Raw genomic sequence first — 26,265 nt, forward strand, 5'->3', positions numbered from 1 at the left:
GATCAGGCGCTCGCGAACTGCGAATAGATGACCGCGTTTGCGGCGATCACGTCGAGCGGCTGCACCATGTCGAGCGGAGCATGGATGTCGACCCGGTTCGGGTTGTCGGCGTTTCGAGAAACCTCGATCACGTCTGCCGCCTGGCCGGCGTTCTCGAGGATGCCGCGCAAGACGAGTTCGTCATAGGCGTGCATGAATGTCGCCTTGATGTCGGTCGGCGTCGATACCGTGTCGAGGTTCGCGGGATTGTCGTCGGCAATCGCCTTCTGCCCGTGTTCATAGGTCAGACGCGAGCGGAAGTACCGCAGCGAATAGACGATCTGTCCGATCTTCTGAATATCGCGAAACGTCGTATCCGGCACGTCATTGAAGGTCCGCGCGGTCGTGATGATCTTGTCGATCACGACGTCGCCGCCCGTGTTGACCTTCCATGTCGACAGCCCCGAACCGAGAAAGGTTTCGCGCGTCGCGTAGTCGAGCCAGCCGGCCCGGTCGCGCGGCGCCTGCAGCCCCTCGACGACAAGGCCCGTCTGGTTTCGCGATGCGTTGCCCGTTCCGCCATCGGACAGCCACGGCACGATGCGGCCCGCAATCGCCGCCGCCCATTGCCAGACCGGATTCGGAGCGTTCGACGATGCAATGACCGGAATGACGGTCAGGTGCCGGTCGTCGAGCCCGAGGCCGTGCGTCGTCAGATTGGAGATCGTGTCGGACATCGGATAGAAAACATGCCCGTAAATCTGGCGGTTCCAGGCCCACCGACCGGACACGTCTGACATCAGGTCGGAATAGCGCCCGACATTGGTCGCATCGGAGAACGGCGACACGATCCAGTCGAATTCGTCGTCGCCGAGCGCCGCAAGAGCCGCCGAAAGATCCGGCGTTCCCGAACCGGACGTCGGCGCCGCGATCGAAAGCTTGCCCGAGGCGACATTCCCGCCGTCGAGCGCGGGAACGTGAATATCGATTCCGTTCATGATCGCGCCGTTATGGCGGGGCGTCAGCGTCACGACCTCGTCGGTCGCCGATGCCGTAAAGGGCAGGCTCGCGCCCGACAGGCCGTTGAAATAGCCATTGACGGCTGCCGCGATCGCGGCGGCGACATCGGAGTCCGCATCGCCGTCGGCGACGGTGAACTGCACCGGCTCGCCAGCAATCGAAACGACACCGAGACCGGCCGACGGGACGGAATCAACCGTGATCGTGCGGCTGCCTTTCGTGCCGCTGTCCGGCACCGCCATGATCCACAATTCTTGCGCCGGCGCGTTCTGGCGCACAAGCCGAACCATGTCGTCGAGCATGGATCCGGCACCGGCCAGGCGACGCCCCTCGGCGATCGACGGGCAGACGGTCGGCGTGTTTGCGTCGATCACGGCGCCGGAATTGGCATGGCCGATCAGGAGCAGGCGGGACCGGCTTTCGAACTGGCCGCCGGAATTGACCTCGAATGCGACGAGCGGCGCGACGATATTGCCGGGAATGGTGTTGAATTCCATGACGGTTTCCTCACTTGCGGTTGGCGGTGCCGCGCTTTGCACGGGCGGAATGATCGGGTTTCGTCTGCGGTCTCACCTCGGCGATGTCGCCGTCGGCCAGCAGGCGCGCGTAGTAATGTTTCGTGATGTCGACGGGCGCGCCGCTGGCCGGCATGATCCGGCCGCCGCGATCGGGCATCGGTATGCGCGCACCCTGTCGCGTCGGCGCATACAGTTTCGACTTGTGCGTCATCGTGTGTCACTCCGTTTCGACGGTGAATCCGGTTTGCCCGCCATCGCTGAAATCCACGCCGGCCAGCGGCGTTCGGCCAAAGGCCGAGAAATGGCCGGCCAACGCTTCAAGCTTCGCGCGCGCCGGCGATGTCGCCGGCAGGATCGCGGACAGCGTCGCGATCGGCTCCGGCAAGCCGCTGGCCTCGTCGAAAGTGTCGTCGGGCAGGGACAGTTCGAACCGCATCGTCACCCGGTGCCAGCGCGCGCCGATCTGCGGAACGGAAAATGTTTCCTCCGAAACCTGCCTCACATGACGGACAAAGCGGCGGAACAGATATCCGCGCTCGGTGAACTGCAGCGCCCGGCGGACCTGCGCGCAAAGCGCGGCCAGCACCAGCCGCGCATCCCAATCGTCGGCCGGCATGGCGTCCGCAAAGGCGTCGCCGTTTTCATCGGTCGCCGCGACGGCCAGTTCCGCCACCACCTCGAGCGTCGAGACGAGATCGACGTCGTCAGATGCCGCGATGTCGCCGCGCAATTGCGCGCTTGCGTCGGCGGTGAACAGCGAAACGACCGGCGTGAACTTCTGTTCCGGGTCCAGGTCGTCGATTACAGCCAGGCGCGTGTCGAGAATACGATCGCCGGCGAGCGTCGGAAAATCTTCGTTCCCCTCGAGCGCGGCCGTCGGGCAAAGTACCTCCAGGGCGGCAAGCCGTGCGCATTCTGCGGATAGCATGCGTTACCCCTTGGCGGCCGACAGGCCGAGAATGATGTTTCCGTTTCCGTCCGGGTCGCGCGTCTCGACCTGGTAGGTCGCGCCGGTCCCCGTCCGAACGATCCGGTCGCCCGTCGCGATTTCCGCGGCCGTCGAAACCGACGCAAAAATTTCAGGCGTCCGGTTCATGAGGCGGTCGCCCGATCGGCTCACAAGAGGTTGCGCCCGCTCGCGCGCCGCCCGTTCCGTGTCCTGGTAAAAGACCGCGGTGATTTCGACCTCGGGCCGCGTATCGGACGCCGAAAGCCTGCCATGCGGGCCGCGGGCGCGATCGAACGGTTTCAGGATCGCCGGCTCGCCGAGAACCTTGTCGACCGCATTGCGCGCAAGGCCGGCGAGCCGGGCGAAGTTGCTTGACACGGCTGCGCCTACAGCGTGTCGCCGAGGCAGATTTCGCCGGTCGTGTCGGCGGACGCGGCGGCGGCGGTGGCGAAGCCGAACAGGGTATTGCCGGATGCGGTCTTGTTGAACTCGGTGCCGCCCGACTTCAGATAGACCTTGTCGCCGACACTCCATGCCGTGCCGGCTTCCTTCGTGACGGTGAAAACACCCGCGCGCACGATCGCGACGTCCTCGCCCTCGGCGGCCGTTGCGGCCGCAAAGCCGCGCAGCGAACCCACGGCGACAGGCTGGCCGGACGTAACGCCGCCGGCAGGCGCCGGAACCGTGATCGTGTTTCCGGGCTCAACATAGTTTTTCATGGCTCGATTCCCTTGTCAGGAGCGGAAATGGTGAAGCGCGCCGCAGGCGCGTCGCCGGCGGATCACGCGACCCGCCGACGGCTCGATCGGTCAGGATGCCGGATCAGTTGCCGGGGTTCTTGTAGCCGAACCGGTAATCGGTCGCGCCGACACCGAAATCGTGTTCGACCGACATCGAAAAGCCCTGGCGGCCGAACGGCTCGTCCATGCGGACGCGCGGGGCTTCGTATCCCTCGAGCATGCCATAACGGTAATTCGACCAGCGGGAAGATGCGTCCGGCAGGAGATACCAAGCCTTGCTCGAGATCTGCGCCGTCTCGATCGGCGTCAGGCGGCCCGAGAAGATATTCACGTTCGACATGGTCGCCGGCGTGATCGAGGCGACCAGCTTTTCGGCCTCCGTGATCTTGTCCGGGCCGCACAGGATGATGTGCGGTTTGTTCTCAAGAAGCGGATATCCATTGAGCGATTTTTGCTTGGACATAGACGCTTTACCAAGCGCAACGCTGTCGACCGTGATCGCGGCAGCGGTGCCGATATTGTTGTGGTCGGCATGGTAAACCGCCTTGTTGTCGGAAAGCTTGCCCTCCAGCGCCTCCGCGTAGAACATGACCTCCTCGAACAACGCCACCGTGTCGCCATAGGATGCCAGTATTTCCGCGATCGCGCCGAGATCGTCATTGATGATCATCTGCCGCGAAACGGAAATCGCGCGGGCATAGGAGAACGCCTGGATCTGCTCGGCCCCTTCGCCGAAGGTGCCGTGCTTGATTTCGCCGTTCTCGGCGACTTTCGCCAGCATCGGGAAATCGCCGATCTTCACGGTCTTGTGCGGGCGGAAGTCGCGGAAGTCCGAACGCCTCGCGATGCGGCGATAGGTCGGCTCGGCAAGGGCGTAACGGGCCTCGAGCGCGCGATTGACCGCGCCCTCATAGATCGCCGGAAAGTCGCCGGTCGAATGCGCCGCACGATCGAACAGGTCGTCGATCGACCGAACGCTGTCGATCCTGCCCTCGTACCCGATCGCCTCCGCGATGAACGACGAGAACCGGCGGAATTGCATGAACTCGCGCGCGGGTTCTGTCGGGCCGTTTTCCGGCATCGGTGCGCCGAGGCGATAGGACAGCGCCTCGGTAAGCGCATCGCGGCGGGTTTCATCCTCGTCGCGGATGATCCGCGCCGGGGCGGTCGGATTGCGGCGCGACTGCTCGGCCAGGTGATCGAAGGCGCGAACCCGGAAATCCTCGACACTCTCGCCGGAACGGACGGCTGCGACGATGTCGTCATGCGCCATGCCTGCGCGGTTGCCGATTTCCATGATTTCCGCCGCCTGCGCACCGGTGAGGCCGCCGGCACTGCCGTTGCGCGCGCCGCCGGCGGGCATGTCGCGCCTTTCGTCGTCGGCCTCGGCCGATGCGATCTCCTCGTTTACCGCCTCGAGTTCGCGCAGGATTGCAGCATGTTCGTCCTCGATCGACCTGACCTGATCGGCCGTCATATCGTCGCGGATCTCCTCGAGCTTCCGCCGCGCCTTTTCCTTCAGCGCAGACGCCTTTTCGCGCAGCGCGACCAGGCCGACAGCATCCGCGAGGTTGAGATTGGAGAGCGCATCGCGCAGGCCGTCGGCGTTGTCGAGCAATGGCGCGGCATGCGCAGATTCGGGCATGAGCATGACAACCGCGCCGGCGATCAGCAGGGCGACGGCTGCCAGGTTAAGGAAAGCCATCCTTTTCATGGATTTCTCCTCTTGTGTGTTGTCCGGGGCGTAAACAACCGTCGCCCTGCGGCCCCGGTGGAGCGCAGGCGGTGTTCGGAAACTGGATGCGGCTTGCGTCAGTCGACGAGGCCGGCGGCCGCGGCCCGCAGCCGCATGCGGGCACGTGCGGCAGGGCCGGACGGTGCGCCGATCGTGCGGAACTCGCATGCGCTGGTCGGCACCTCGTCGGCGCGCACCTTTGCGGCCGGATCGGCCGGAACGGAAACGAACGATATTTCGAACGGCTCCCATTCGACGACCCGCCAGACTTTCGGGTCTTTCGACTTGTCGACCTCGATCTTCAGGCGACGGTAGCCGCATGACAGCCGCGTGATGATGCCATCGGCGATCTTGCTGAAAATCCGGTCGATCTCCTCGTCGAGACCTTCCTTGGGAAATCGAATCTTCGCGAGCCCCTTTCCGCCCTCGATCCATGCGCGCTCGACAACCGCAATCTGCGAATTGATGCCGAACCGAAAATGCGAGTCGAGAACAGGGCCGCCATTGTTGAGGCGATCGAGCTTTATCGCCTTGTCCGAAACGACCAGTTCCTCGACATAGCGGTCGCCCGTCCAGGGATCGACCCGCGGCACCGCCGCGCCGGCTGTCCAGACAACCTCGACCGTCCGCTTTTCGGCGTCGATCGAGTTGACCGGCGCCTCGCGCGTCTCGAGCGGGAGATCAGCCGAACCGTTAGTCGGCATCTTTCGCGTTTGCCTGTCCGTCATTGGCAGATCCTTTCATCTGTTTTCGCCCGTCTATGTCGAGCGACAGGTGATCCTTGTATTCGTCTACCGCCTTCCAGAAAGCCGCGGAGTCGGCCACGACCTTGCGCCAGTCGTGACCCCAGGCCGACACGAATTCCTGCGGCGACATGCGACCGGCCCTGACCGCCAGAATGTCAGCCTCGAGATCCTTTTTCGGGTCGATAGGCTCGACGGCCGGCATGATGTGATCGAGCGGATAGCCCGCGCGCCGATAAGGGAGCCGGCCGGCAATCACCGCCCGGTCGATCACCCGCTGCGCGACCGGCGCGATCAGTTGCGGAACAAGGACGGTCCATTGGATTTGCTCGACCAGTCGCCGAAACTCGATCTTGCCTGCGCGCAGCGACGAATAGTTCGCCTGGCTCAAATCGCCGGTAAGCTGGTCATATGTCAGCATCGCGCCGGCGGCCATCGCCTGCATCGACGTCTTGTAGACCTCGCCGAACGCCGTCTGCGACGACGGATTGGCAAAGGATATCTCGTCGTCTCCGATGTCCGCTATCATGCCCGGCTCGATCCGCGTGATCTTCTTGCCGTCCGCGTCGTCGTGCTGGCGGGACGCAAGCGGGCCGGGACCGCCGGACGCGCCGCGCCGGCGAAAGGCCGCGAAACACGCCTCGACGCGCGCCTTGACCAGAGTCGCGTCCATCAACTCTTGCACCTCGCGCGCGTTCAAAAGGATTGCAGCGAACCACGGCACGCCGCGCACCTGGCCGAACCGCAGCGGTCGATAGACATGCGACAGGCTTTCCCATTCGACGAGGTTCGACCGGCGCGACGAAAGCGTCATTTCGCCAGGATGATTTTCGAACAGGTGCAGACCGATGCGGCGCCCCCATTCGCCGAGTTCGACGCCAAGGCGAACGGTTCGCCCCTGCTTGCCGAAGGTGATATCGCGCGTCGTGTCGATCACGTCGCCCTCGAGCCCTTGCAGCCTGACGGGCACGGTGCGACCGGCATCGGCCAGCGGAATGTCGACATGCCTGACGACGACGTCGCCACCTTCGACCATCGACCGGACGGCAAGCGCCTGCATGCCGCCCCAATCGAGAACCCCCTCGACATCGGCATTCGCGGACCATTCCTCGAGAACGGCATTGACGCGACGGTCAATGCGATCGGACCCGGTGTTCGCAGTCGTCACGATGCCGGTTCCGACGACATGCGATGTCAGCACGTCGAGCATGCGAGCGCCGGCCCAGGAATCGCGAACAAATTCGCGCGACCGGTTGCGCAGTTGTGTCAGCGACGATCCGATTTCGGCATTCGCCGAGGTCGATCGCCCGGACCATGACTTGTTGCGACGGCCGTTGCGCGCGGCGGCATACGCCCGTTCGTGATTGTAGTGCTCGAGCAGTTCGCGCGCACCGGCCCGGCGCAGGCCGGCCTCCGGCGAGAAAAAGCCGATGACGCGGTCGATCGGGTTCGCCATCATTGCCCCCCGTCATATTCGGCGAAGGAAACCGACGGCCGTCGCGTTTCGTCGAGCGCGGCCGCGATCACGTCACGCGCCTTCAGCATGTCGGACATGGAATGATATTCGACCTCGTGATTCTGAAACTTCACGCGGCGCGCACCCGTCGCGATCGCCTCGTCGAGCTTGTCGAGGTCAGCTTGCGTCCAGGCCATCAATAATCATCCCAATAGGAACCGATGTCATCGTCGTCGCGATCCGTTCCCCGCGACGCTGGCGAAGCGATCGACGCGGCGTCCGGCGCCGGCGGTTTCTGCACCGCGAGCGGATCCGGCGAGAACAGATCCGGCCGCTTCACGACTTCCGGCGCGCACCGATCGGAGGCCAGCGCGGCCCATTCTTCCTGCGTCATGCGTGACAAGCCGAGATAGTCGGCCAAAGCGTCGTTATAGATCGTGCAATCGAGAAAATGGTTTTCCTCGCCGTTGCGCACCTTCCAGACGCGACGGACGCGACCGCGATAGTTTTCGTTCGCGAGGTATTCCGACGTGATCTGCCGGAAATAGACCTCGTCGAGCCATGATCCGAAATGGACATAGCCCGGCGGGTCGGTTTCCTTGCCAGACTTCTTGCCCTCTTTTCGCAGGTCGTCGTAATGCGCCGCCTTCAGCGGCCAGGTTCCGACCCCCCACACATGGACGCCGTTACGAATGCGCTTGCCGTTATAGTCGATGTCGACCGCCTGCCCCGTGCCAAGCGCAGGCCGCGACCATCCGTCCAGTCCTTTCAGCGCGAACGCGCCAACCCGGCCGCGAACCCACGTATAGACGACATGCGACCGGTAGCCGGAATCGACTCCGAACGCATCGACACGACGCGATCCGCCGTAAGCGTCAGGATAGGACCGCTCGAAAACCTCGGTCAACTTCAGGAACGCGCCGGCATGCGGATCGTTCGTGTCGCCCTCGAGGATCCCGGCATCGACGATCCATTTCTGCCGATCGGGACCGTAAGCCTTTATTTCGTAGTAGATGCCCCGCAACTGCACGTCGGCCGCGCCGGTCAGGATCAGGCCAAGCGGCGGAATATGCCCCCTGACGAGATCGCCGTCGCGCCGCTCGAGGAGGCGAACATGATCCGGCGCGTCGCCGCGAACCTCGTAGGGCAGGCCGAGCCAAAGATTGTAGAAGGTCTTTGCCTTGACCGGGTCGCCGTCGATCCCGCAGAACTTCTTGGCAATTTCATCCCAGGGCACAAGCGGCGACGACATCGCGTCGAAATGGTAGCTGCGGCCCGCGCCCGGCCGTTCGGCCGTCGGGATCCATTTGCCCGTCCTGTAGACCGCGTTCTTTTCGTGCCCCTCTATGATCGTTCCGCAGCACGGCGTGACGTAGTGCGCATTATAGGGCGGCTCGTCATTGAACCGAAAATGCTCGCGATCGAACTCGAAAACGAACCGGTCGCCGCAGCCCGGACATTTCACGTGCCAACGCCGTTGATCGCCGGCGAGATAGGCCGCCTCGATCTTCGACGCGCCCTTGATCGTCGGCGTCGACGCCTTAAGCCGTTTCCAGTCGCCCGACGCCAGAAAGGAGATCTGGCGCGCCTCGATCATGTCGATCGGGTCGCCCTGTCCGTCAAGGTCGTCGGGATATTCGTCGATCTCGTCGAGTAGCGTTTTCTTGATCGTTTTCGATCGCAGGTCGGCCGCCGACGAGGCGATTGCCAGGATCAGCGACCCGCCGGCGAACTGTTTTGACGTCGCCGTCGAGCCGTCGCCGGATCGCGACGATTGCGGCCTGACCTTTCTTGCCAGGACCGGCGACGCCTCGATCGCCGGCTGCAGCTTCTCCTTGTTGAAATCGTAAAGCGCGCCGGATGTCGGCTGCACAAGCATCATGCGGCACGGATCCCGGTCGATCGAGTATCCGGCCGCGATTATCAGCGCAGTCGTGAACGCCGTCTGCGCGGATTTCATGACCGCCGCCTCGTTAACCGGATTGTCCGGGTCGAACACGTCGACGATCTCGACCGTGTGCAGCGCCATGTCGCGCCGCCAGAATTCATTCGCGAGCGGGCCGTCGGGCAACTTCAGGTTCTTTTCGGCCCAGTCGGAAGGCGGCATCGGTGCCGGCGGCGCAACGGCCGTCGACATGGCGCCGGCCATGACGGAAAGCGCAGACCGCGCGAGACTGACCTGCATCATTCTTCCGGCAACAGTGTTTCGATCGGCCCGGCCTGTTCCGCCGCTTCGCCAACGGATGCGATCGCGGCCAGCATGTCCGCAATCTTTTGCCGTTCGGAGCGTGCAATGTCCTTCAGCACGCGACGCGCGCCGGTCGTTCCTTCCTTGCTGACGGCCGCCGCGATGTCGTCAGCGTACCGGGCGAGGCCGTCGAAGGATTTTGCCAACGCGACGCCAATGCGTGTCGCCGCGGCCTCGATCCCGTGTTCGCCGTCGATCGGCAACAGCTTGCGTTCACGCTCGGCAAGGTCGAGCGCCTTCAGCCGCGCCTCGTATTTGGCGCGCTCGGCCTGATGATCGCGCAGCGCAGGCGACGCCGGCTGGCGCGTCGTCTCGGCCGCCGATTCCTTCGCCGCGTCTCCGACCTCGTCGACGGCCCGGTCATAGGCGGCCAGTTCGACCAGGCGCGACCGGCCGCGCTTGCGTGTCTCGATCTTGCCTGCAGCCTCGAGACTGGCAACTCGTTTCGCAGCGGCTTGGCGTGATACACCCTTCCGCTTTGCTAGCTCGGCGACGGTGATCCAAACGCCGCCGTCATCGGCATCGGCGATCGGATCCATGCGCAGCCTTCCCCTTTCCATGTCAACCCGACGGCCGGATCGTCAACCTTGTCAACCCAAGATTCCGGCAGCCTATCTAGCGAAATTCCGGGCTCGCCCCGGCCCGTGCGGCGGGGGCGGCCCGGAAGGACCCGCGCGCCCTCGACCCTCGCCTGAAGCGGGGAACGAGGGGAGGGCGCGCGCACCGCTGCCCGGTCAGTCTGGCAGCAGCTGTTCGGTTTCGTGCAGGACGCGCGGCGCAAGCTTTTCCTCGATCACCTCGGCCAGCACCTCGAGATAAACCCGGTCATTGTTCGTGATGTCGTGCGCCGGGTTCGGGCCGAACAGTTCGCGGATCGGCAGCCTTGCAGCGCCTTTGCGCATGAACACGCCCCTGTGACCCGACGCCATCGTCGCCAGGAACGCATGACGATACGAACCGCGCGGCCTCACATAGACGCCGCGTGACGTTTGCGTTGCACTAAGCTTCGCAAGAGGTATCCATCCGGATTTGACGATTACCTCGCTCGTATTCCCACCCGCATTGAACCGGGCCGTAGTTAGATCCTTGATCACCTTCTGCGTCAGCTTCAGTCGCGGCGATGCCCGGCGCAGATATTGCGTCCGCGCCTGTTGCGTCACCCGACGCCCGGCCCGCGCGAATGCCTTCGCCTTGATGTCGCCGGGCAGGCGACGGAATGCACGCGACAGCGCGATATATTCCGTTGCGTCGGCGTAGATCATCGGCGAAGGCGTTCGGCGGTTTTGGCCGCCGGCATCATGACGACCTCCTGCGGCTCGGTTTGCGACAGGCAACAAAAAACCCGCCGGGCCGATGGCCGGGCGGGTTTTCGTGCTTTTCCTGCGTGACAAACAATGCGCCAAATTCCGGTCGCAGGTCAAGCCCGTTGCGGCGGCTTTTCACCATTTGCCTAAGCCATTGATCATAATTGCCTTTTCGGCGCGCCGCCGGGCCGCTTCGCCGCTTCCAGGTCCGGAAGGATTTTCGGCGTCCGGCGATTTTGCGCCGAATCCGGCGACTCGCACCACGGGCGCGCCGGCCATTCGTCGGCGACGATCTCTATTGTCTCGAGCCGGCCGGAAAGATCGCCCGCGAGATGCGTCATCGCCGCGGCAAAAATCTCGTATTCCGCCCGCTCGACCATCGCCGGCACCGGATCCGGGTCGAACTTCCGGCGCTGATAGGCGCCGGGCAGCGGCCGCCGCTTGCGCGACGACCAGCCGTCGACCTCGATCGTTTCCGTAACGATCCGGTCGCTGCCGTCCGGGTTCGTGCCGACGACGGTCGGGATTTCGCGCAGCACATACCATTTTGGGCGTCCGCCCTCGCCGATCTCGACCGTCGCTTCCGGCAGATCCATGCGCCATTGCGGCACCGTGCCGAGGATTGCATGCCGCACGACCAGGACGTCGGCGGCGACGCGGAACACCGTTTCGCCGTCGCGCTCGACAATCGCCGCGCGCAGCGTGTCTTCGACCGCCTTTCGCGCGAGGTCCGCGTCGATCGCCACCAGTTCCGGCGCCGGGTTCCATCCGTCCGGCACCTCGACGACAAGGCCGGCCAGCGCCTCGACGGCCTCGGCGATGCGCAATGCGTCCGCATGCGGCCAGCCCGCCACGTCGAACGGCACGCATCCGTACCGGTTCGGCTGGCGATCTATGACCGAATGCAGTTCGCCATAGCGCAGGATCGAGGCCCACGCGCTGGCCGCAGACAGCCCGGCGGGACGCTCGGCGGCGGGCATTTTCGGCAATTCGTCGCGCCAGGCCCATTGCAGCGCCGCCGAAACCGTCATTTTTCGCCGTTTCGCGCCCCCTTGCGTCCCTAGCGTCCCCGAAACCGGCCTTCCGTCCCTGTCATCCATCTTCCTTAACCTCCTGTTTTCCATAAGAAAAAAAATCGAATAGGGACGCTAGGGACGCTAGGGAGGGTAATTCCCGTATTACGTGAGAAAAATTTTCGCGCAGAAAACCCCGAACCCCCATACACGCGCATATAAAAAAGGTTCGGAACTTGCGTCCCTAGCGTCCCTATCGTCCGAAACCATTGAATTTTCGTGCTTTTCTCGCCCCTATCCCCGTTATCTTGCGTCCCTGACAGGGACGCTAGCGCCCCTATCGACCCTGTCAGGGACAAAAACCGCCCCTCGTCTCGCGGTGACGGCCGAAAGGGGAGAAGGGCAAAAGACGGCGCACAAGGCGCAGCAAGCGGCGGCTCGACATGCGCGAGGCAAGGGGCGATATTGCGAGCGCACGAAAGGAGACAGCGATGAAAGCCATGATCGCGGCAATCGCCCTGGTCGCATCGACAGCATCGGCGTCGGCGATCGAGGCGACGACCGAACAGCGAAACGTCATCGTCAACATAGCCGCAGCGACGGTGATCGCCGGCAAATGCGAAAGCGCGACGGTGAACACGCAGGTCGTCGCGGCCGTCATGGCCGCATGGCAGATGCCGGCCGACAGCTTCTCGCCCGGCGGCCCGTTCGAACCGGCCATGATCGAGGCCATGCAAAAGGCGCATGACGATGCGGCCGCGATCGACGGCCCGGCCGCCTGCGGAGTCGCGCGCGCCATGTTCGGACCGGACGGCGCCAACGTGCCGAATTTCGTCAGCTTCGACTAGCACGGCGCCCGCCTTTCCCGTCCCGAGACAGTTCGAAGGCAACGCGGTTGCGGATCCTGTCGGCGCAGGCGGCGACCGCGTCGCATGGCCGTTCGCGGCCCGTCGCGGCGCAGACGCACGCCCCGCCATTGGCGAACTCGCAGATAATGCGCCAGACGGGCGGCGGTTCTGGCGCCCCGGTCGAAAGTCGGCGCGGCCGACGAGGGGAAAGGGCCGACATCACCACAGCGGCTCCCGGCACGCGATCCCGTGCCTCTTGTAGAGAAAATGCAGCCGCCGGAAATGCGCCTTGCCCGGCAGGTTGCCGCGCCGCCGGGCGCGCAGATAGGGAACGATCATGCCGCCCTTGCGCCGGTGGATGACGACGGCCGACTCGTATGTCATCCCGCCCCGGCGGAATATCCGCCTTGTCCGATATGCCGCAAACATCACGCGGGCCCGCCGCGCGGTTGCCGGCGCAGCCGGTCGCCGATGACCGGCAGGATCGCATCGAGCAGTACGGATGCACGGTGCCTTGCGCTGGCGACGGCATTGACCAGGCGCGGGTAATTCTCCGGCGCGGCGGCCGTCATGTCGCGCGCCTGTTGCCACGTGCAGTTGAGCCCCGCACCGGCCGCCCAGGCGGAAAACAGTTCGCCGGCGGCGAGGTCGATCAGTTCCGGTGTCTTGACGATCTTCATTCCCGACCACCTGTCTTTTCCGGGCCGTAAGCCCAATCGTAAAGGGAGCCGCGATCGACGATCGTCAAAGGCTCGACCGGACCGGAGGCGAACTTGTCGCCGCGCGATATATCTGCGGCAGCGGCCATAGCGCGGGCCGCCCTGTCGATCGCCACCTCGAAAAACCCGATTACCCAATCGGACTCGAAATACACCCCTCCGTGCCGCAGCACGGCAAGCGCCTGCACCGTTCCAGGCTCGCAAAGAAGCACGCGGACACCAGGCTTGCCGACCTCGCGCAGCCTCTCCTCCAGGTGCCGCGCCACGGGGCGCGTCGCGCAATAGACGACATCACCATCGGATACCCGATCGACAAGGCGCGCTGTTCTGCCCGTCCGCCTGCAGCCCGCCTCGAATGCCGCCAACGCCGCGCGCAATGCCGCGGCGCACCCGAAATCGTCAATATTCCCGATCATGCGCTTTCCTCCTTTCCTGTCTGTTCGGCCACGCCCTGCGGCCACCATTCATGCTTGACGCGAATGCCGCGATAGATCGGCGCCCCGTTCGTCTTCGCCTTGTGGAATTGCTGCATGGTCTCGCCGTCGGGCGACGGCCATGTGCGCCGTGCGGCGTCCGGCAGGCGGCGATAGAAGGTCGTGTCCCGCACCTTCACCGTGCCGGTTTCCATCGCGTAGCGTTCATATGAGCGGTACAGGTCGAAGGGCTTTTCGCTGTCCTGGTCGTCGCCCGTGACCTCGCAGGCATTGCGGATGAACGATCCGATCGGATCCTCCTCCTCGCGATATTCCTGCGTAGCGTCGAGAATGTCGCGCGGCGGATTGAGCCCGCCGGAATTGAGCATCGCCAGCGCGCCGTCGACGGCCCATTTCAGGATCTGCGGCGCCTCGGCCAACAGCTTTTGCGGCAGTTCCTTGTCGACCTCGTCTTTCGCGATCTGGACATTCCAGGGCACGAGGTGGATGCGCCGCCAGATGCCGTCGTCATTGCCGACGATCACCGGCTTGTGGTTTCCCGAGACAATCAACGTGAATTGCGGATCGAACTCGAAAAAATCCTGGTGCAGACGCCGCACGGCCAGCGGCTCGCCGCCGGTCAGCCGTTTGATAAGGGCCTCCTTGAAGCGCACGCCCGATTCCGGCTCGGAAGCGGCGACGAGGCGGGCGCCGGGAAGGCGGGCAAGGTCGGGCGTCGCCTCGGAACCCGACCGGCGGTCCTCGCCGGCAAAACTGTCGATCGACAGCGTGACGGCATAGTCGGACAGGATCTTCGCCAGCGTGTCGACGAATGTCGACTTGCCGTTGCGTCCGATGCCATAGAAAAAGGCGATCATCTGCTCGGTATTGATGCCGAGCAGGGCATAGCCGGCCAGCCGCTGCAGATATTGACGCATTGCCGGCGACGGCTGCACGCGCGCGAGAAATCGCTCCCATTCCTTCGGTCGCGGCGCGTCGAGGTCGACATCGACGGGCGCGACCTTGGAAATCAGGTCGTCGCGGCGGTGCGGATCGAGGCGGACATTCCAGACCGTGCGGCCATCATCGCCGGGAAAGTCGCTTTCCTCGCGATAGAAGCGCAGCGTTCCGTTGCCGACATTGAGCGCGTAGAGGTCGCGATTGAGGTCGTCGACCGATGCCGGTCGATAGGCTTGCGCCTCGGTCAGCATGTTCGAAATCTTCGACGAACCGCATGACGATTTGGCATGCCGGATCCGGCTCTTGTGACGGTCGGCAAGTCGTTCCTTCACCTTCTCCGCCGCGGCGACCTGATCGTTCCACACCTTGCGGTCGGCAACATTGGCCTGCAGTTCCTCCCGCGTCGCCGATTTTGCGTCGAAGGGCGCGGCAAGGCTTTCCTGCGCAATGCGGCCGGCATCGAGGATTTCGCGATCGCGTTCCGGTATGTCGAGGAAATCGACCTCGCGGAAAATGGCCTCGGCCGCGCGGTGCGCCAGGCGCCGCACGATCGCGCCGGATTCATCCTCCTTCCACCGCCTTCCGTCATAGGCATGCCAGCCGACATGCGTGACGTGGCGCACATCGTTTCCCGCCCATATCAGGAACCGCCGGGCGTTGCCGATGTCGTGTTCCGGCTGCTTCGCGCATTCGGCGATGATTTCGCGCTCGGCGTCCTTGTCCGCTTCAGTCATGACGCCCCGCCTTACGTGTCGAGCCGGGCGAGCAGGTCGTCGCCGTCTGCAGCCCCGGAACCTGCGCGCCAGACCGATCGAGCCCGGCGCCGGTCGACAGGCCCGGCCGGGTCGAGGATCCATTCGATCCGCTCGCGCGCGATGGCGAAATATTTCGGGTCAGATTCCACGCCGACAAACCGGCGCCCCTCGAGGATGCACGCGATTCCGGTCGTGCCGGAGCCCATGAACGGGTCGAGGACCATGTCGCCGGGATTCGTGAAGTCGCGCAGGATTTCGCGCATCAGCGCGACCGGCTTTTCCGTCGGGTGCCGCCCGTCTCGATCGGGGGCGTTCGTGAGGCAGGTATAGACGCCGCGCTTGCCGCCGCCGTTCCAGCGCGAATGCCCCTTGCCGCACCATGCTGCAACGAACATTTCGACGCCCATCGCCGGACCCTGACCATTGAATTGAGGCGGCGCATCAGGTTTTACCCAGGCGCATGCGCGCTTGTATTTCGCTTCGGCGTCCTCGATCGCGTCCCGCCACGGGGCAACACCTTCAGGTGTGCAGAAAGCTATCAGCCAGCCGCGGGAAACCTTGACCATGAGGGGCGTTACTTTTGGACGGATGCTCTCGACAGATGAGAAGTCTAGAGTCTTCAATGCATTTCTTGCGTTCCGGCGAGGTGTCCGACCGACCTCGAGATCGCTTGCGACCTTGCCCCCTCGAGCCCCGGCCTTCGCCTTGTGCATGTTGGATTCATATGGCGGATCGCCGATCACGGCATCGGCGCTGTCCGCCCCCATGTCGCGCAACACCGCGCAGCAGTCGCCGCGAATGATCGTGACATGCTCGCCGAGCGAAACAGTTTCATGGCCGATCGTCATGCCGCGACCCTCAAATTTCAGGCATGCGGCAGATGGTGAAGGCGCGGCGGCCGCGGCCCGTCGAGGGCGCGACGGCAATGAACCCCTTGTCAAGCAGCACCTGATAGGCGGCCTCGACATGGGATGCGGCAACGCCCGACCTCGTTTCGATGTCCATTGCCATCGGGCGCACGATGCCGCCGACGCCGGCCATGTCGGCCAGCGCACGAAACACCTTCAACTCGCGCACCGAGAGTCCGACCGATTTTGCCCGCTCGGCGAGTTCGCGCGTCGTTTCGCGCGTTTTGGGGAAAAGGGCCTTGTGATGCGCGGCCGCCTTGGCGACCTCGCCATCGAGCGCGGTCAGGTCGATGCGATCGAACAGCGCCTGCACCATCTGGCCGGGCGTCATGCCGTGACGGGCGGCGGCGAGGCGAATTGCGTTGTGCCGGCTTTCCGGCGCGCGCACGGTGAAGCGGTAAATCGGCGGGTCGAATGTCGCGCTCATCTGTCATCCTCGCGAATGCGTTGCAGGTAGGAGTTGAAGTCGTGCCCGGCCGGCGCCCATTCCGTTGCGACCGCCAGGGCATCGGAAGAAAGCCGAGCCTGCGCGCGCAACATCGCCGCGCGCGTCGCGAAGGTGTCGGAATCGGAGTCGCCGAGCAGCGTCAGCCGGGCAACGCCCGCAGGCGGGGCGTAAAGCTTCGCCGGGTCGTCGTCGGGCCGCGGATCCGGGCCGGGCACGCGCACGGGCATGCGGCGCCCGTCGCGACGCTGAAACGTCTGCGTCGGATGGCGGACGGTGCGCGCCGCGCGGCCGGCAAGGTTGCCGAGGTCGACGGCGCAATCGAGAAACACATCGCGGCGATTGATGGCGAACCACGAAAGGCAGGTCTCGATTCCCTCGCCGGCGACCGCCTCGTCGCAACCGCGCCAATCCGGCAGGCGCAGCACGATGCGCCCGCCCCTTTTCGATCCGCGCACCTTTTTCGCCGGCAGCTGCTCGCCCGTGTCGGGATCGAATATTTCCGCCTTGCGGCGCGTTTCCGGGTCGATCCACGTCGCATGAATGCCAAGGAACCGCCCGTCGCGATCGACGATCGGCCAGACCATTGCCGGGCCGACATGGATGACCCGCCATTCCTTGACCGGCCGCCCGTTCGTGTCGACGCGGCCGGTATCGACGAAATGCCAGAACGGCAGCGCGTCATGTTCGCGGCAATGCGCGCCTTCCATGCGCGCGAGATCCGGGTCGATGGCGCGACCGGCGAGATAGGACTCCACCATGCCGCCGAACCGCTCCGGCACATGAGACTCGCGCCATAGCGCGAAAGCCCGGCGGCGTTCCTTTTCGCGGAACTTGTCGGCCTCGCGCCGCGCCTTTTCCCGTGCCGCGGCCTGCGCCGCCGGATCGGGCGCGGCCGGCACCTCCTCTCCGGTCAGTATCTCGACAGCGCGAACGAACGAACAGTTCTCGACATGCTGCACGAGCGCGATCGCATCACCGCCGATCGGGTCGCCGCCGCCCTGACGGCAGCGCCAGATGTTCTTTCGATGGTTGACGGAAAACCGGTCTCGCCCGCCGCAGCCGGGGCAGGGGCCGACCGCCTCGCCGCCGGCATTGGCACGCGCAGAAAAGCCGTAACGCGCGGCCAGCGCGGCGACGTCCGCCTGCCTGGCGGCGGCGACAACCCGGTCGGGGAAACGCTGCGCCGCGCTCATGTCCGCGCCGCCTGTTGCGCGTCGAGGCCGGCGAATGCTATCCGCGCCGCGATCATGTCGCGCCCTCCGCGCCGTTTTCGCGCGGGCGGTCGCGGCCGGCCAGCCAGTCAAGGGAGACGCCAAGTTCATCCGCCAAAAGCGCAGCATCGACGAGCGCAAGCTTGCGCTTGCGTCCATTGAGGAAATCTCGCAACCCGTCGCGCTTCAGGCCGGCGGCGACCTCGATCGTGGCTACGCGACGCCCGTCCGCGGCCACGGCCTGCGCCACGCGGGCGAGGGTGGTTTGCTCGTCGGGCAATGTCTTGATCGGCGATTCCATGGCCGCCGAAGGAATACGGAAAGTTCCGTATTGTCAACGGAGAAATCCGTAAAATTGACTTTACGGAGATTTCCGTATTCACTTGTGGGCAACATAACAGAACGAAAGGCAGGGGCTTGACAATGACGAACAGGGAAATCGTTTCGGCCCGAATCCGCCAGCGCCTCGAGGAAACCGGCCGCAGTGCGGCCAGCGTGTCGCGTGCCGCCGGTCACGGTGTCGACTTCATTCGCGACTTCCTGACCGGTCGAAAGAAGCGCATGAGCGCCGATGCCCTGGTCGCGATCGCCCGCGAGCTTGGAGTCACTGTTGCTTGGCTCCAGGGGAATGACGAGGCGGTGATGCCGGATGGTGAAGGCGAGGAGCGCCCGGCGCGCCCGCGAACGGTCCCGGTCTATGGCACCGCGGCCGGCCGCGACGACGGCGCGATGCATCTCGGCACCGATGTCATCGACTGGCTATCCTGTCCGCCGGGGCTGGAAGGCGCGCGCGATGCCTATGCGCTCTATGTCGTCGGCGAATCCATGCAGCCGCGCTACTATCCCGGCGATGTCGTGATCATAGCGCCGCACCGCCCGCCGCGCGCCGGCGATTGCGTCGTCATCCAGTGCAAGTCCGCAGATACCGGCGCGACGGAGGCATGGGTGAAGGAATATGTCGCGACGACGGCCGACGAGATCGTCGCGCGGCAATACAACCCGCCGGCCGAAATGCGCTTTCCGCGCGCCGAGGTCTCCGCCGTCCACCGCATCATGACCCTTAACGACCTGCTTAGCTGATACGTAAAAATTACGGAAAATTCCGTTTTACTGTTGACGATACGGATTTTTCCGTTATCAATCCCGCCCCATGGTCAATCATGGAGCGGGAATCATGCAGACACCATCCACCATCCACCCGAAACCCTTCGGCCGTCTCGCCTTCGATCCGGCGAAAGCAGGCCGTCGGCTGCGCGAGGCCGTTGACCGCCTTGACGCGGCGCGCGGGGCGGACAGCATCTTCGACGACGACGCCGGCCTGACCGGTGCCGCGGCCGAGCGCGCAGCGCGCTACAATCGACATGCCGCCTTTGTCGAGGCCGTGCTGATCGCCTCCATTGCCATCATCGGCATTGCCGCCTGCGCGGCGACGCTTCCCGCCTGAAGGGAGGTCGCGATGCACGCGCTTCAATCGAGAACCAGCGCCGCCGAGGTGGCGCATCCGCCGGCGGGTATCTCCTCCCCGCCCGCCGGCGGCGTTGTCGACCGCATGGCGGAATTCATGCGCGAACACATTGCCGCGGCCGGCAGCGTCACATTCGACGATCTGGCCGGCGCAGGCTTCACGGCAGCGGAAATCATCGAGCATGCATACACGGCCGCCTATCATGCCGAGTTGCGCATGAACCGGCGCGACGACGGCCTCGACCGGATCGACGGCATCATCGTGAAGGTGCGGTCGGCAAACCCCGACGCCATGCCGTTGACCGCCGGCGCGACGGACAGCCCGACCATGCGCAGCGAATGGCGCGCATATTGCCGGGCTGTTGCCGCCTACAGGGTCGACCCCTGGTCATTCCAGTTGCGCCGCGTCGAGGAGCGCCTCGACCAGTTTCTCCGCCGGCTGCCCCTTCTGAAATCCGAAAGGCAAAAGGCCGCCCGCGCGGCCGTGAACGAACTCGCGAAAGGAAAGGCTGCGCGATGACAAAAGCATGGAAACAGAGTCTCACCGGCCGGGCGATCACGGTGTCGCGGCCCGCCGCCGGTGAAATCGACGTCATGATCGACCTGCCGGAAACGCTGGCGCGCATATCGCGGTTCGACGGCGCCGTGCCCGGCGGCGTTTATACCGTCGCGCAGCATTGCGCGGTCATGGCCGACGTCATTCTCGAGGAAACCGGCGACGCGCATCTCGCCGCAATCGCGCTGCTCCACGACGCGCATGAATTCATCATCGGCGACATCACGACGCCGGCGGTCGAGGGGCTGGCCGAGGTCGAGATCGAACTGTTCGGCGACAGCCGCATCATTTCGGTGATCGCCGAGGCCAAGCGTCGCGCCGACGCGGCGATCTTCCGGGCATGCGGAACGCCGCTGCCGACTGCCGAACAGGTGCGCATCGTCAAGGCATACGACACGCGCATGCTGGCAACCGAGCGCCGTCACCTGCTCGCCAACTGCCCGCGGCGGTGGAATGCCGCGATCGAGAAGGCCGAGCCGCTGCGCCTGCGCGGCGCGCTGCGCATCTGGCCGACGGCCAGGGCCGCCGACGAATACCGCGCCCGCCTGAAAACCCTATGCCCGGCCGCCGGCCGCATCGCCTGATCCGAAGGGAGAACCGTCATGGCAAATCCGAAGCTTGCAGAAATGGACCTGTTTACCGTCATCCCCGATGCCCGCGTGATCGTTTCGGAAAAGGGCGTCTACAGGCAGGTGCCGCTCTATCAGCGCGCCGGCGGGCTCTATGCCGAACACCGCAGCGGGTTCGCCCGGCTGATCGTCGGCGGATCGACCAGCGTCCCCGCCATGCGTTGGGAGGAGGTCGTCGGCGTCGAACTCGAGAACGACAAGCCGGCCCCGCGCGAACGGATCAAGGCGACCGGCCTTCGCCTCGCTGCCCCGCATGCCGTGATCGAGCACCGGGCGGGGGAGTGATCGGCATGACATTCACGATCGAACCGAAAGCCGCGGCCGGCGTTCATTCGGCGCTGAAGGGCGTTCCCGAGCGCAGAAACACCATCCCGATTGTCGGCATGTACCATTTCCAGCCGGGCGAGGGCACCGTCACGGTAACGGCGAGCGACCTTGACCTCGAATGTTCGCTGACCGTGAAGGTCGAGCCGGGCGACGGCTTCGACGCCATGCCGGCCGCCTGCGTGCCACCCTACATCGTCGAGGCGGCGGGATCCGTGAACCGCGCGGAAGTGAAATTCGCGATCGACGAACAGACGGTTTGCGCGCGCGCCGGCCGGTCCCGCTTCCAGTCGCAGATCCTGCCGGGCGGGGATTTCCCGCGGCTGCAACAGGCATTCGACGGCGCGGCGGAAATCGAGGGCAATGCGCTTGCCGGGCTGATCGCGGCCGTCGCCCCGGCCGCCCCGCTCAAGGACGAGACGCGATACTATCTCGAGGGCATCAACCTGCAGGTTGCAGACGGGCGGCTTGTCGTCGCCGCGACGGACGGGCACCGGCTGCACACGACCTCGATCGAGGCGCCGGAAGGCTTCGCGACGAACGGCTTTGCCAGGGACGGAATCATCGTGCCGAACAAGGCCGTCGCCGAGATCCGGCGCCTCGCCGCCAAGGCCGGCGACGCGCCGGTAACGCTGCAGATCGGCGACCGGCTGATCGCGGCCGAGGCCGGCGACGAGCGGATCGTGTCGAAGCTGATCGACGCGACCTATCCAGAGTGGCGGCGCGTTATCCCGAAGGCGCGTGAAATCACCGCGACATTCGATCTTGCCGAGATGATCGCCGCGCTCGACCGCGTGCTGAAGGTGCAGGCGGCCAGCGACGACAACAAGGAAAGATCCGGCCTGAAGCTTGCCGAGGATGGCGACGTCATGACGATCGCCGTCCAGGGCGACCGGTCGGAGGCAGCCGACGCCGTGCCGGCCGAATTCGCCGGCGCATGGGGAGCGCGCGGAGTCAACGGAAAATATCTGCGCGCGACACTGGCGACGATGAAGGACCGCGGCGCCGAGGTCGCGATCATCGACGCCGCCGATGCCGGGTCGCCAATGCGGATCGAGAACCCGAACGACGAGGATTTCCTCGCCGTCGTCATGCCCATGCGGATCAGGTGAGGAGGTCAAATGACATGGCTGACAAGACCACGGGAGCGCCGGACCTGAAATCGGCGCAGATCGACCTCGAGGAAGCGATCGCAGCCGTCGAGGAGGCAGAAATCGCCAAGGCCGAGGCAAACCGCATGGCCTGCGACCGGATCAACCGGCTGAATGCCGCACAAAAAAGGTTCGACGAGGCGGTCGCAGCAATGCGCAAGCGCGGCGCGCGATCCGGTAGCGACTGGCAGACAGCCGTCGACAGACAGCGGGAAGCCGGACTGCGCGTCCTGCAGCGCGACAATGGGGCGCGGCGATGACCGGCACCGGATACCTGACTGGCAATCACGCGGTCGCGGCGATCGTTCTTTGGGCAGGTGGCCAATTCAACACGAAAGAAATCGCCGACCTTCTGAATGTACGCGAGGACGCCGTTTGCCGGACGTTGCATCTTGCCAAGGAAGGCGCCCGCGCGGACGCCAGGAGGCGCGGCGATGATGGATGATTACCTGATCGTCGACAGCTTTGCCGGCGGCGGCGGCGCATCGACGGGAATCGAAATGGCGCTCGGCCGGTCGCCGGACGTCGCCATCAATCATGATCCGGTGGCCCTCGCCATGCACGCGGCGAACCACCCCGAATGCGATCACCTGCCGGAAAATGTCTGGCAGGTCGACCTCGACAGATATGCGCGCGGGCGGCCGATCGGCCTGCTATGGGCCTCGCCGGATTGCCGTCATTTTTCCAAGGCCCGCGGCGGCGCCCCGACATCGGTTTCGGTGCGCGGTCTTGCCTGGACGATCGTCAAGTTCGTCTGGCAACTGAAGCGAAAAAAGCCGCGCGTCATCATCATGGAAAACGTCGAGGAGTTCCGCACATGGGAGGATTTCGACGCATGGAAACGGCAGCTTAGGCAGCACGGCTATCGCATCGAAATGCGCGAACTGCGCGCATGCGATTACGGCGCGCCGACGATCCGCAAGCGCCTGTTCATCGTCATGCGGTGCGACGGGAAGCCGATCGTCTGGCCGAAGCCGACACATGGCGCGCCCGACGATCCGCGTGTCCTCGCCGGAAAACTGAAGCCGTATCGCACGGCTGCCGAAATCATCGACTGGTCGGTCCCGTGTCCCTCGATCTTCGACACGTCGGAGGAGATCATGCGCAAGCACGGCGTGCGCGCCGTGCGCCCGCTGGCGCCGGCGACGATGAAGCGCATTGCACAGGGCGTGAAACGATACGTTCTCGACGCGGTCGATCCGTTCCTTGTTTCCGTCGCGCACGGCTATTCCGGCGGCAAACGCGATTACCCGCTCGGCGAGCCGATCGGCACCGTCACCGCGTCGCCGGAAAAGGCGCTTGTCGTGCCGATCATATCGGCCGCGCAGCATGGCGGTTCGACGCGGCCGGCGACGGCGCCGATCCATACGATCGCCGCAAGCCCGAAGGACCAGAACCAGGTCGTCGCGGCGTTCCTCGCGCAGCACAATTCCGACATGGTCGGCCGCCCGGCACGCGCACCGCTGTCGACGATCACCACGCGCGGTACGCAACAGACGGTCGTCGCGGCGCACATGCTTTCGATGAAGGGCAGCGACCGCCGTGACGGCTCGCCCGGCGAGCCGCTTCCGACCGTTTGCGCAGGCGGAACGCACGCCGCCCTCGTCGCGTCCTTCATGGTGAAGTATTACGGCGCCGGCATCGGCCAGGGCGTCGACGAGCCCTGCCATTCCGTCACCACGCGCGACCGGTTCGGACTCGTCACGGTGGAGATCGGCGGGACGGATTACGTGATCGTCGATATCGGAATGCGCATGCTGACCCCGCGCGAACTGTTCCGCGCGCAGGGTTTCCCCGACGATTACGTGATCGACCGCGGCATCGACGGCAAGCCGATCCCGAAGACTCACCAGGTTCACAAATGCGGGAATTCCGTATCGCCGCATCCGGCGCAGGCGCTCGTCGCCGCGAATTGCGAATTCCTGAAACGCCGCGCCGAGCCGGCGCGCGAAATCAACCGCAACGAGAAAGGTCAAGCACATGAGCGGTTCGCTTAACAAGGTCATGCTGATCGGCAATCTCGGCGCCGATCCCGAGATTCGCCGCCTGAATTCGGGCGATCCGGTCGTCAACCTGTCGATCGCAACGTCGGAAACGTGGCGGGACAAGACGACAGGCGAAAAGCGCGAGCGCACCGAGTGGCATCGCGTCGTCATCTTCAACGAGCATATCGCCAAGGTCGCCGAGGACTACCTGAAAAAAGGCGCGAAGGTCTATGTCGAGGGCAAGATCCAGACGCGCAAATGGCAGGACCAGTCCGGCCACGATCGCTATGCGACCGAGATCGTTCTGCAGAAATTCGACGGCACGCTGACCATGCTCGGCCAGCCCGGCGGCGGCGGGCAGGACAGGGCGGAAAGCCAGGCCCGCGCCTATGGACGCGAAAGCTACGGCGCGGCATCCGGCCGCGACGACGAGCGCAGCCGGATCGAGGAGCGCACGCGCCAGCACATGGAACAACGCGGCGGAACCGATTTCGTGCGCGACATGGATGACGAAATTCCGTTCTAGGGCGGGGATCCGACCATGCATGTATGGATAACGGAAACGCCCGCCGGGTTCGTCACCCGCGCAACCTATGTCGCGCCGAGCGGCAAACCCGCATCCGCCAGCTTTCGCGGACGCCTGTCGGAAGATCGGGTCATACTTGAACTGGCTCGCCTTCGCAGGATTGCCCGACTGGCAGAGTCGACGAGCCGCCAATGATGCGGGATCGCGCGAAACTGGCCGATCGCCGCAACGCGATCCTGCAAAAGATCCTTGCGCGTTGCGTCCGCAGGCCGCGGCAGCCGGGACAGGAAATCGGCTGCCTCGAATGGCAAGGGCCGGATTCGGGCGACGGACGGGGAGGCGGATATCCGCGCATGTCGCTCGACGGCCAGACGGTCGCCGTGCACCTGGTCATCGCAAATCACTTCCTCGGCTACATACCGGGGAAAAAGCAGATCGACCATGAATGCGGCAACCGCCGGTGCCTCGAGTGGACTCACATGGACATCGTGACTGCGAGCGAGAACTGCCGACGTCGCAACGGACGCAAGCCGCAACGGCGCGGGAACTGGCGCAAATGAAACCACGCGGGCCGGTGACGATCGAGGAGATTGACGAGGCCTTGGCCGACCTTGCCGCGCTCATGCGCGCGCATGGCGAGCAGGGCATGGAGTATCTCCCGATTTTCGAACGGCTCGAGCGGGAACGCGAGCGACTGGTCGATGTTGACGCACGTATCGACGCCGCCTTGGCCCGTCGATCGAGCCGACGCAGATCTCCGCCGTCACCGTGCCGGGTGACTGTTTAGGCAACCTGAAGAATGAGGGACACGAGCATGGCTTGGGAACAATCAAGCAAGTATCCAAACGGCACGGTTAGCGAATATCGGCAGAGCGAGAGCGGCGCTAAAGTCTGGCTTCACGGTCGGCGTTGGGTCGCGTCTCCTTTCGGCATGATGCTGCGCGGAGAAAAAGGCGGCATTCGGATGTTCAACAGCGCCGAAGCGGCGATGGCTGCATGTGAGCGCGAAATCGCTGAATTAGCAAACGTGAAGTCACCGTACTTCCGGGTCTCCAAGGCTGCATAGAAAGGGACATTGGCATGCGCGATGATTCATATCCGCCCCCTCCGCCGCCACCATCGGAGCGCATTATCAGAGAAGGTAGCCCGATGCTCGCTGCGATCTTCATTCTTTCGATAATCGTCGCCGGCCTGTTTCTTGGCCTGCTACTAGCTGCACAATAAGGGACGAGGCGATGGCCGAGCACAAATTGGAGATCACGACCGATGTTCCAAATATCAGGCATACGATCCACTTCGGCGACGGCGAATTCGAGATGGAGATCGACGGCGGCGAATGGTTTCTGCGCGGCAAAACGTCAGAAATCGAGGTCGATATGAAAATCGGCCGACGCAGGCGTTGGCAGGATGCCATGCGCGACGCAATGATCTTCATTGAGGCGTCTACAAAATAAGGGACCGAGACGATGGCGCGCGATATCACTGCTCGGGAACAAGACGTTCTGGATCACCTGTCGTCAGCCTGGAATGCGTTTCTCCAGCTACCGCCGGTGCATCGCGAAGAAACCGACGAATTCCGCCACAAGCTCCACGACCTTCAGCGAATGGTTCTGGCCCGCCCGATCACGTTCGACCCGGAATATACACAACCCGAACCATAGAG

Annotated in this window: 37 protein-coding genes; 16 read left to right on the forward strand and 21 right to left on the reverse strand. The window is 64.6% G+C overall.

The window, feature by feature from the left end:
* Positions 1-2: 2 nt before the first annotated feature.
* From HTY61_RS18190 to HTY61_RS18250, 13 genes are all read right to left on the reverse strand, one after another.
* Positions 3-1,496, reverse strand: a complete 1,494-nt coding sequence (locus HTY61_RS18190; protein WP_175278134.1) for a hypothetical protein — start codon at positions 1,494-1,496, stop codon at positions 3-5.
* A gap of 10 nt (positions 1,497-1,506) precedes the next feature.
* The gene (locus tag HTY61_RS18195; protein ID WP_175278135.1) at positions 1,507-1,728 is read right to left on the reverse strand and encodes a hypothetical protein; all 222 of its coding nucleotides are present in this window, start codon (positions 1,726-1,728) and stop codon (positions 1,507-1,509) included.
* 6 nt (positions 1,729-1,734) lie between these two features.
* Positions 1,735-2,445 (reverse strand): hypothetical protein, encoded by a 711-nt coding sequence (locus HTY61_RS18200; RefSeq protein ID WP_175278136.1) that lies wholly within the window; start codon positions 2,443-2,445, stop codon positions 1,735-1,737.
* A gap of 3 nt (positions 2,446-2,448) precedes the next feature.
* Positions 2,449-2,844, reverse strand: coding sequence for a head-tail joining protein (locus HTY61_RS18205; RefSeq protein WP_175278137.1), 396 nt, complete (start codon positions 2,842-2,844; stop codon positions 2,449-2,451).
* An 8-nt stretch (positions 2,845-2,852) separates the two neighbouring features.
* On the reverse strand, positions 2,853-3,185 hold the full coding sequence (locus tag HTY61_RS18210) for a DUF2190 family protein (RefSeq protein WP_175278138.1): 333 nt from the start codon (positions 3,183-3,185) through the stop codon (positions 2,853-2,855).
* A gap of 103 nt (positions 3,186-3,288) precedes the next feature.
* Positions 3,289-4,920 carry a phage major capsid protein gene (locus HTY61_RS18215; protein ID WP_175278139.1) on the reverse strand — a complete coding sequence of 544 codons (1,632 nt, stop codon included), beginning with the start codon at positions 4,918-4,920 and terminating at the stop codon, positions 3,289-3,291.
* A 98-nt stretch (positions 4,921-5,018) separates the two neighbouring features.
* Positions 5,019-5,669: an HK97 family phage prohead protease gene (locus tag HTY61_RS18220; RefSeq protein ID WP_175278140.1), complete on the reverse strand. Its 651-nt coding sequence runs from the start codon at positions 5,667-5,669 to the stop codon at positions 5,019-5,021.
* Positions 5,635-7,140 (reverse strand): phage portal protein, encoded by a 1,506-nt coding sequence (locus tag HTY61_RS18225; RefSeq protein ID WP_175278141.1) that lies wholly within the window; start codon positions 7,138-7,140, stop codon positions 5,635-5,637. The genes HTY61_RS18220 and HTY61_RS18225 overlap by 35 nt, the downstream gene beginning before the upstream one ends.
* Entirely contained in the window at positions 7,140-7,337 is a 198-nt protein-coding gene (locus HTY61_RS18230) for a phage head-tail joining protein (protein ID WP_175278142.1), read from the reverse strand. Before HTY61_RS18230 ends, HTY61_RS18225 begins: the two co-directional genes overlap by 1 nt.
* Positions 7,337-9,325: a phage terminase large subunit family protein gene (locus HTY61_RS18235; protein ID WP_175278143.1), complete on the reverse strand. Its 1,989-nt coding sequence runs from the start codon at positions 9,323-9,325 to the stop codon at positions 7,337-7,339. The genes HTY61_RS18230 and HTY61_RS18235 overlap by 1 nt, the downstream gene beginning before the upstream one ends.
* Complete coding sequence (locus HTY61_RS18240; RefSeq protein WP_175278144.1) at positions 9,325-9,927, reverse strand: winged helix-turn-helix domain-containing protein; 603 nt, start codon at positions 9,925-9,927, stop codon at positions 9,325-9,327. Before HTY61_RS18240 ends, HTY61_RS18235 begins: the two co-directional genes overlap by 1 nt.
* A 195-nt stretch (positions 9,928-10,122) precedes the next feature.
* Positions 10,123-10,650: a hypothetical protein gene (locus HTY61_RS18245; protein WP_175278145.1), complete on the reverse strand. Its 528-nt coding sequence runs from the start codon at positions 10,648-10,650 to the stop codon at positions 10,123-10,125.
* 200 nt (positions 10,651-10,850) lie between these two features.
* On the reverse strand, positions 10,851-11,723 hold the full coding sequence (locus HTY61_RS18250; protein WP_175278146.1) for a hypothetical protein: 873 nt from the start codon (positions 11,721-11,723) through the stop codon (positions 10,851-10,853).
* A gap of 473 nt (positions 11,724-12,196) precedes the next feature.
* Between HTY61_RS18250 and HTY61_RS18255 the strand changes: the two genes are divergently transcribed.
* The gene (locus tag HTY61_RS18255; protein WP_175278147.1) at positions 12,197-12,553 is read left to right on the forward strand and encodes a hypothetical protein; all 357 of its coding nucleotides are present in this window, start codon (positions 12,197-12,199) and stop codon (positions 12,551-12,553) included.
* A 219-nt stretch (positions 12,554-12,772) separates the two neighbouring features.
* On the opposite strand, the gene HTY61_RS18260 is transcribed toward HTY61_RS18255, so the two are convergent.
* The 8 genes from HTY61_RS18260 to HTY61_RS18295 are packed head-to-tail and all read right to left on the reverse strand — an operon-like array spanning position 12,773 to position 18,268.
* On the reverse strand, positions 12,773-12,937 hold the full coding sequence (locus HTY61_RS18260; protein ID WP_175278148.1) for a hypothetical protein: 165 nt from the start codon (positions 12,935-12,937) through the stop codon (positions 12,773-12,775).
* Between the two features lie 44 nt (positions 12,938-12,981).
* Complete coding sequence (locus tag HTY61_RS18265) at positions 12,982-13,233, reverse strand: hypothetical protein (protein WP_175278149.1); 252 nt, start codon at positions 13,231-13,233, stop codon at positions 12,982-12,984.
* Entirely contained in the window at positions 13,230-13,688 is a 459-nt protein-coding gene (locus HTY61_RS18270; RefSeq protein ID WP_175278150.1) for a hypothetical protein, read from the reverse strand. The genes HTY61_RS18265 and HTY61_RS18270 overlap by 4 nt, the downstream gene beginning before the upstream one ends.
* Positions 13,685-15,379 (reverse strand): DNA primase family protein, encoded by a 1,695-nt coding sequence (locus HTY61_RS18275; protein WP_175278151.1) that lies wholly within the window; start codon positions 15,377-15,379, stop codon positions 13,685-13,687. The genes HTY61_RS18270 and HTY61_RS18275 overlap by 4 nt, the downstream gene beginning before the upstream one ends.
* Before the next feature lie 11 nt (positions 15,380-15,390).
* On the reverse strand, positions 15,391-16,248 hold the full coding sequence (locus HTY61_RS18280; protein WP_175278152.1) for a DNA-methyltransferase: 858 nt from the start codon (positions 16,246-16,248) through the stop codon (positions 15,391-15,393).
* Between the two features lie 10 nt (positions 16,249-16,258).
* Positions 16,259-16,735 carry a hypothetical protein gene (locus HTY61_RS18285; protein WP_175278153.1) on the reverse strand — a complete coding sequence of 159 codons (477 nt, stop codon included), beginning with the start codon at positions 16,733-16,735 and terminating at the stop codon, positions 16,259-16,261.
* A complete protein-coding gene (locus tag HTY61_RS18290) occupies positions 16,732-17,949 on the reverse strand; it encodes a DUF7146 domain-containing protein (protein WP_175278154.1) in 1,218 nt (405 codons plus the stop codon). The genes HTY61_RS18285 and HTY61_RS18290 overlap by 4 nt, the downstream gene beginning before the upstream one ends.
* 52 nt (positions 17,950-18,001) lie before the next feature.
* Positions 18,002-18,268 carry a hypothetical protein gene (locus HTY61_RS18295; protein WP_175278155.1) on the reverse strand — a complete coding sequence of 89 codons (267 nt, stop codon included), beginning with the start codon at positions 18,266-18,268 and terminating at the stop codon, positions 18,002-18,004.
* 122 nt (positions 18,269-18,390) lie between these two features.
* Between HTY61_RS18295 and HTY61_RS18300 the strand changes: the two genes are divergently transcribed.
* The 15 genes from HTY61_RS18300 to HTY61_RS18370 all read left to right on the forward strand — a co-directional run bounded on the left by HTY61_RS18300 (position 18,391) and on the right by HTY61_RS18370 (position 26,263).
* On the forward strand, positions 18,391-19,047 hold the full coding sequence (locus HTY61_RS18300; protein ID WP_175278156.1) for an XRE family transcriptional regulator: 657 nt from the start codon (positions 18,391-18,393) through the stop codon (positions 19,045-19,047).
* A gap of 94 nt (positions 19,048-19,141) precedes the next feature.
* On the forward strand, positions 19,142-19,411 hold the full coding sequence (locus tag HTY61_RS18305; protein ID WP_175278157.1) for a hypothetical protein: 270 nt from the start codon (positions 19,142-19,144) through the stop codon (positions 19,409-19,411).
* Positions 19,412-19,423: 12 nt separating this feature from the next.
* Entirely contained in the window at positions 19,424-19,951 is a 528-nt protein-coding gene (locus HTY61_RS18310) for a hypothetical protein (RefSeq protein WP_175278158.1), read from the forward strand.
* Positions 19,948-20,571: a hypothetical protein gene (locus HTY61_RS18315; protein WP_175278159.1), complete on the forward strand. Its 624-nt coding sequence runs from the start codon at positions 19,948-19,950 to the stop codon at positions 20,569-20,571. Before HTY61_RS18310 ends, HTY61_RS18315 begins: the two co-directional genes overlap by 4 nt.
* Positions 20,572-20,589: 18 nt before the next feature.
* Positions 20,590-20,901 (forward strand): hypothetical protein, encoded by a 312-nt coding sequence (locus HTY61_RS18320; protein WP_175278160.1) that lies wholly within the window; start codon positions 20,590-20,592, stop codon positions 20,899-20,901.
* Positions 20,902-20,906: 5 nt separating this feature from the next.
* On the forward strand, positions 20,907-22,052 hold the full coding sequence (gene dnaN / locus HTY61_RS18325) for a DNA polymerase III subunit beta (protein ID WP_175278161.1): 1,146 nt from the start codon (positions 20,907-20,909) through the stop codon (positions 22,050-22,052).
* Between the two features lie 14 nt (positions 22,053-22,066).
* Positions 22,067-22,351, forward strand: coding sequence for a hypothetical protein (locus HTY61_RS18330; protein ID WP_175278162.1), 285 nt, complete (start codon positions 22,067-22,069; stop codon positions 22,349-22,351).
* Positions 22,348-22,536 carry a hypothetical protein gene (locus HTY61_RS18335; RefSeq protein WP_175278163.1) on the forward strand — a complete coding sequence of 63 codons (189 nt, stop codon included), beginning with the start codon at positions 22,348-22,350 and terminating at the stop codon, positions 22,534-22,536. Before HTY61_RS18330 ends, HTY61_RS18335 begins: the two co-directional genes overlap by 4 nt.
* Positions 22,526-24,088: a DNA cytosine methyltransferase gene (locus HTY61_RS18340; RefSeq protein WP_175278164.1), complete on the forward strand. Its 1,563-nt coding sequence runs from the start codon at positions 22,526-22,528 to the stop codon at positions 24,086-24,088. Before HTY61_RS18335 ends, HTY61_RS18340 begins: the two co-directional genes overlap by 11 nt.
* Complete coding sequence (gene ssb / locus HTY61_RS18345) at positions 24,072-24,602, forward strand: single-stranded DNA-binding protein (protein ID WP_175278165.1); 531 nt, start codon at positions 24,072-24,074, stop codon at positions 24,600-24,602. The genes HTY61_RS18340 and ssb overlap by 17 nt, the downstream gene beginning before the upstream one ends.
* A gap of 191 nt (positions 24,603-24,793) precedes the next feature.
* Entirely contained in the window at positions 24,794-25,162 is a 369-nt protein-coding gene (locus tag HTY61_RS18350) for an HNH endonuclease signature motif containing protein (protein WP_246272853.1), read from the forward strand.
* A complete protein-coding gene (locus HTY61_RS18355; protein WP_175278166.1) occupies positions 25,159-25,389 on the forward strand; it encodes a hypothetical protein in 231 nt (76 codons plus the stop codon). Before HTY61_RS18350 ends, HTY61_RS18355 begins: the two co-directional genes overlap by 4 nt.
* A 27-nt stretch (positions 25,390-25,416) precedes the next feature.
* Positions 25,417-25,668 carry a hypothetical protein gene (locus HTY61_RS18360; RefSeq protein ID WP_175278167.1) on the forward strand — a complete coding sequence of 84 codons (252 nt, stop codon included), beginning with the start codon at positions 25,417-25,419 and terminating at the stop codon, positions 25,666-25,668.
* A gap of 169 nt (positions 25,669-25,837) precedes the next feature.
* On the forward strand, positions 25,838-26,056 hold the full coding sequence (locus HTY61_RS18365; RefSeq protein ID WP_175278168.1) for a hypothetical protein: 219 nt from the start codon (positions 25,838-25,840) through the stop codon (positions 26,054-26,056).
* A 12-nt stretch (positions 26,057-26,068) separates the two neighbouring features.
* The gene (locus tag HTY61_RS18370; protein ID WP_175278169.1) at positions 26,069-26,263 is read left to right on the forward strand and encodes a hypothetical protein; all 195 of its coding nucleotides are present in this window, start codon (positions 26,069-26,071) and stop codon (positions 26,261-26,263) included.
* The last annotated feature ends 2 nt before the right edge of the window (positions 26,264-26,265 follow it).

The organism is Oricola thermophila, from assembly GCF_013358405.1.
GTDB classification, from domain to species: Bacteria; Pseudomonadota; Alphaproteobacteria; order Rhizobiales; family Rhizobiaceae; genus Oricola; species Oricola thermophila.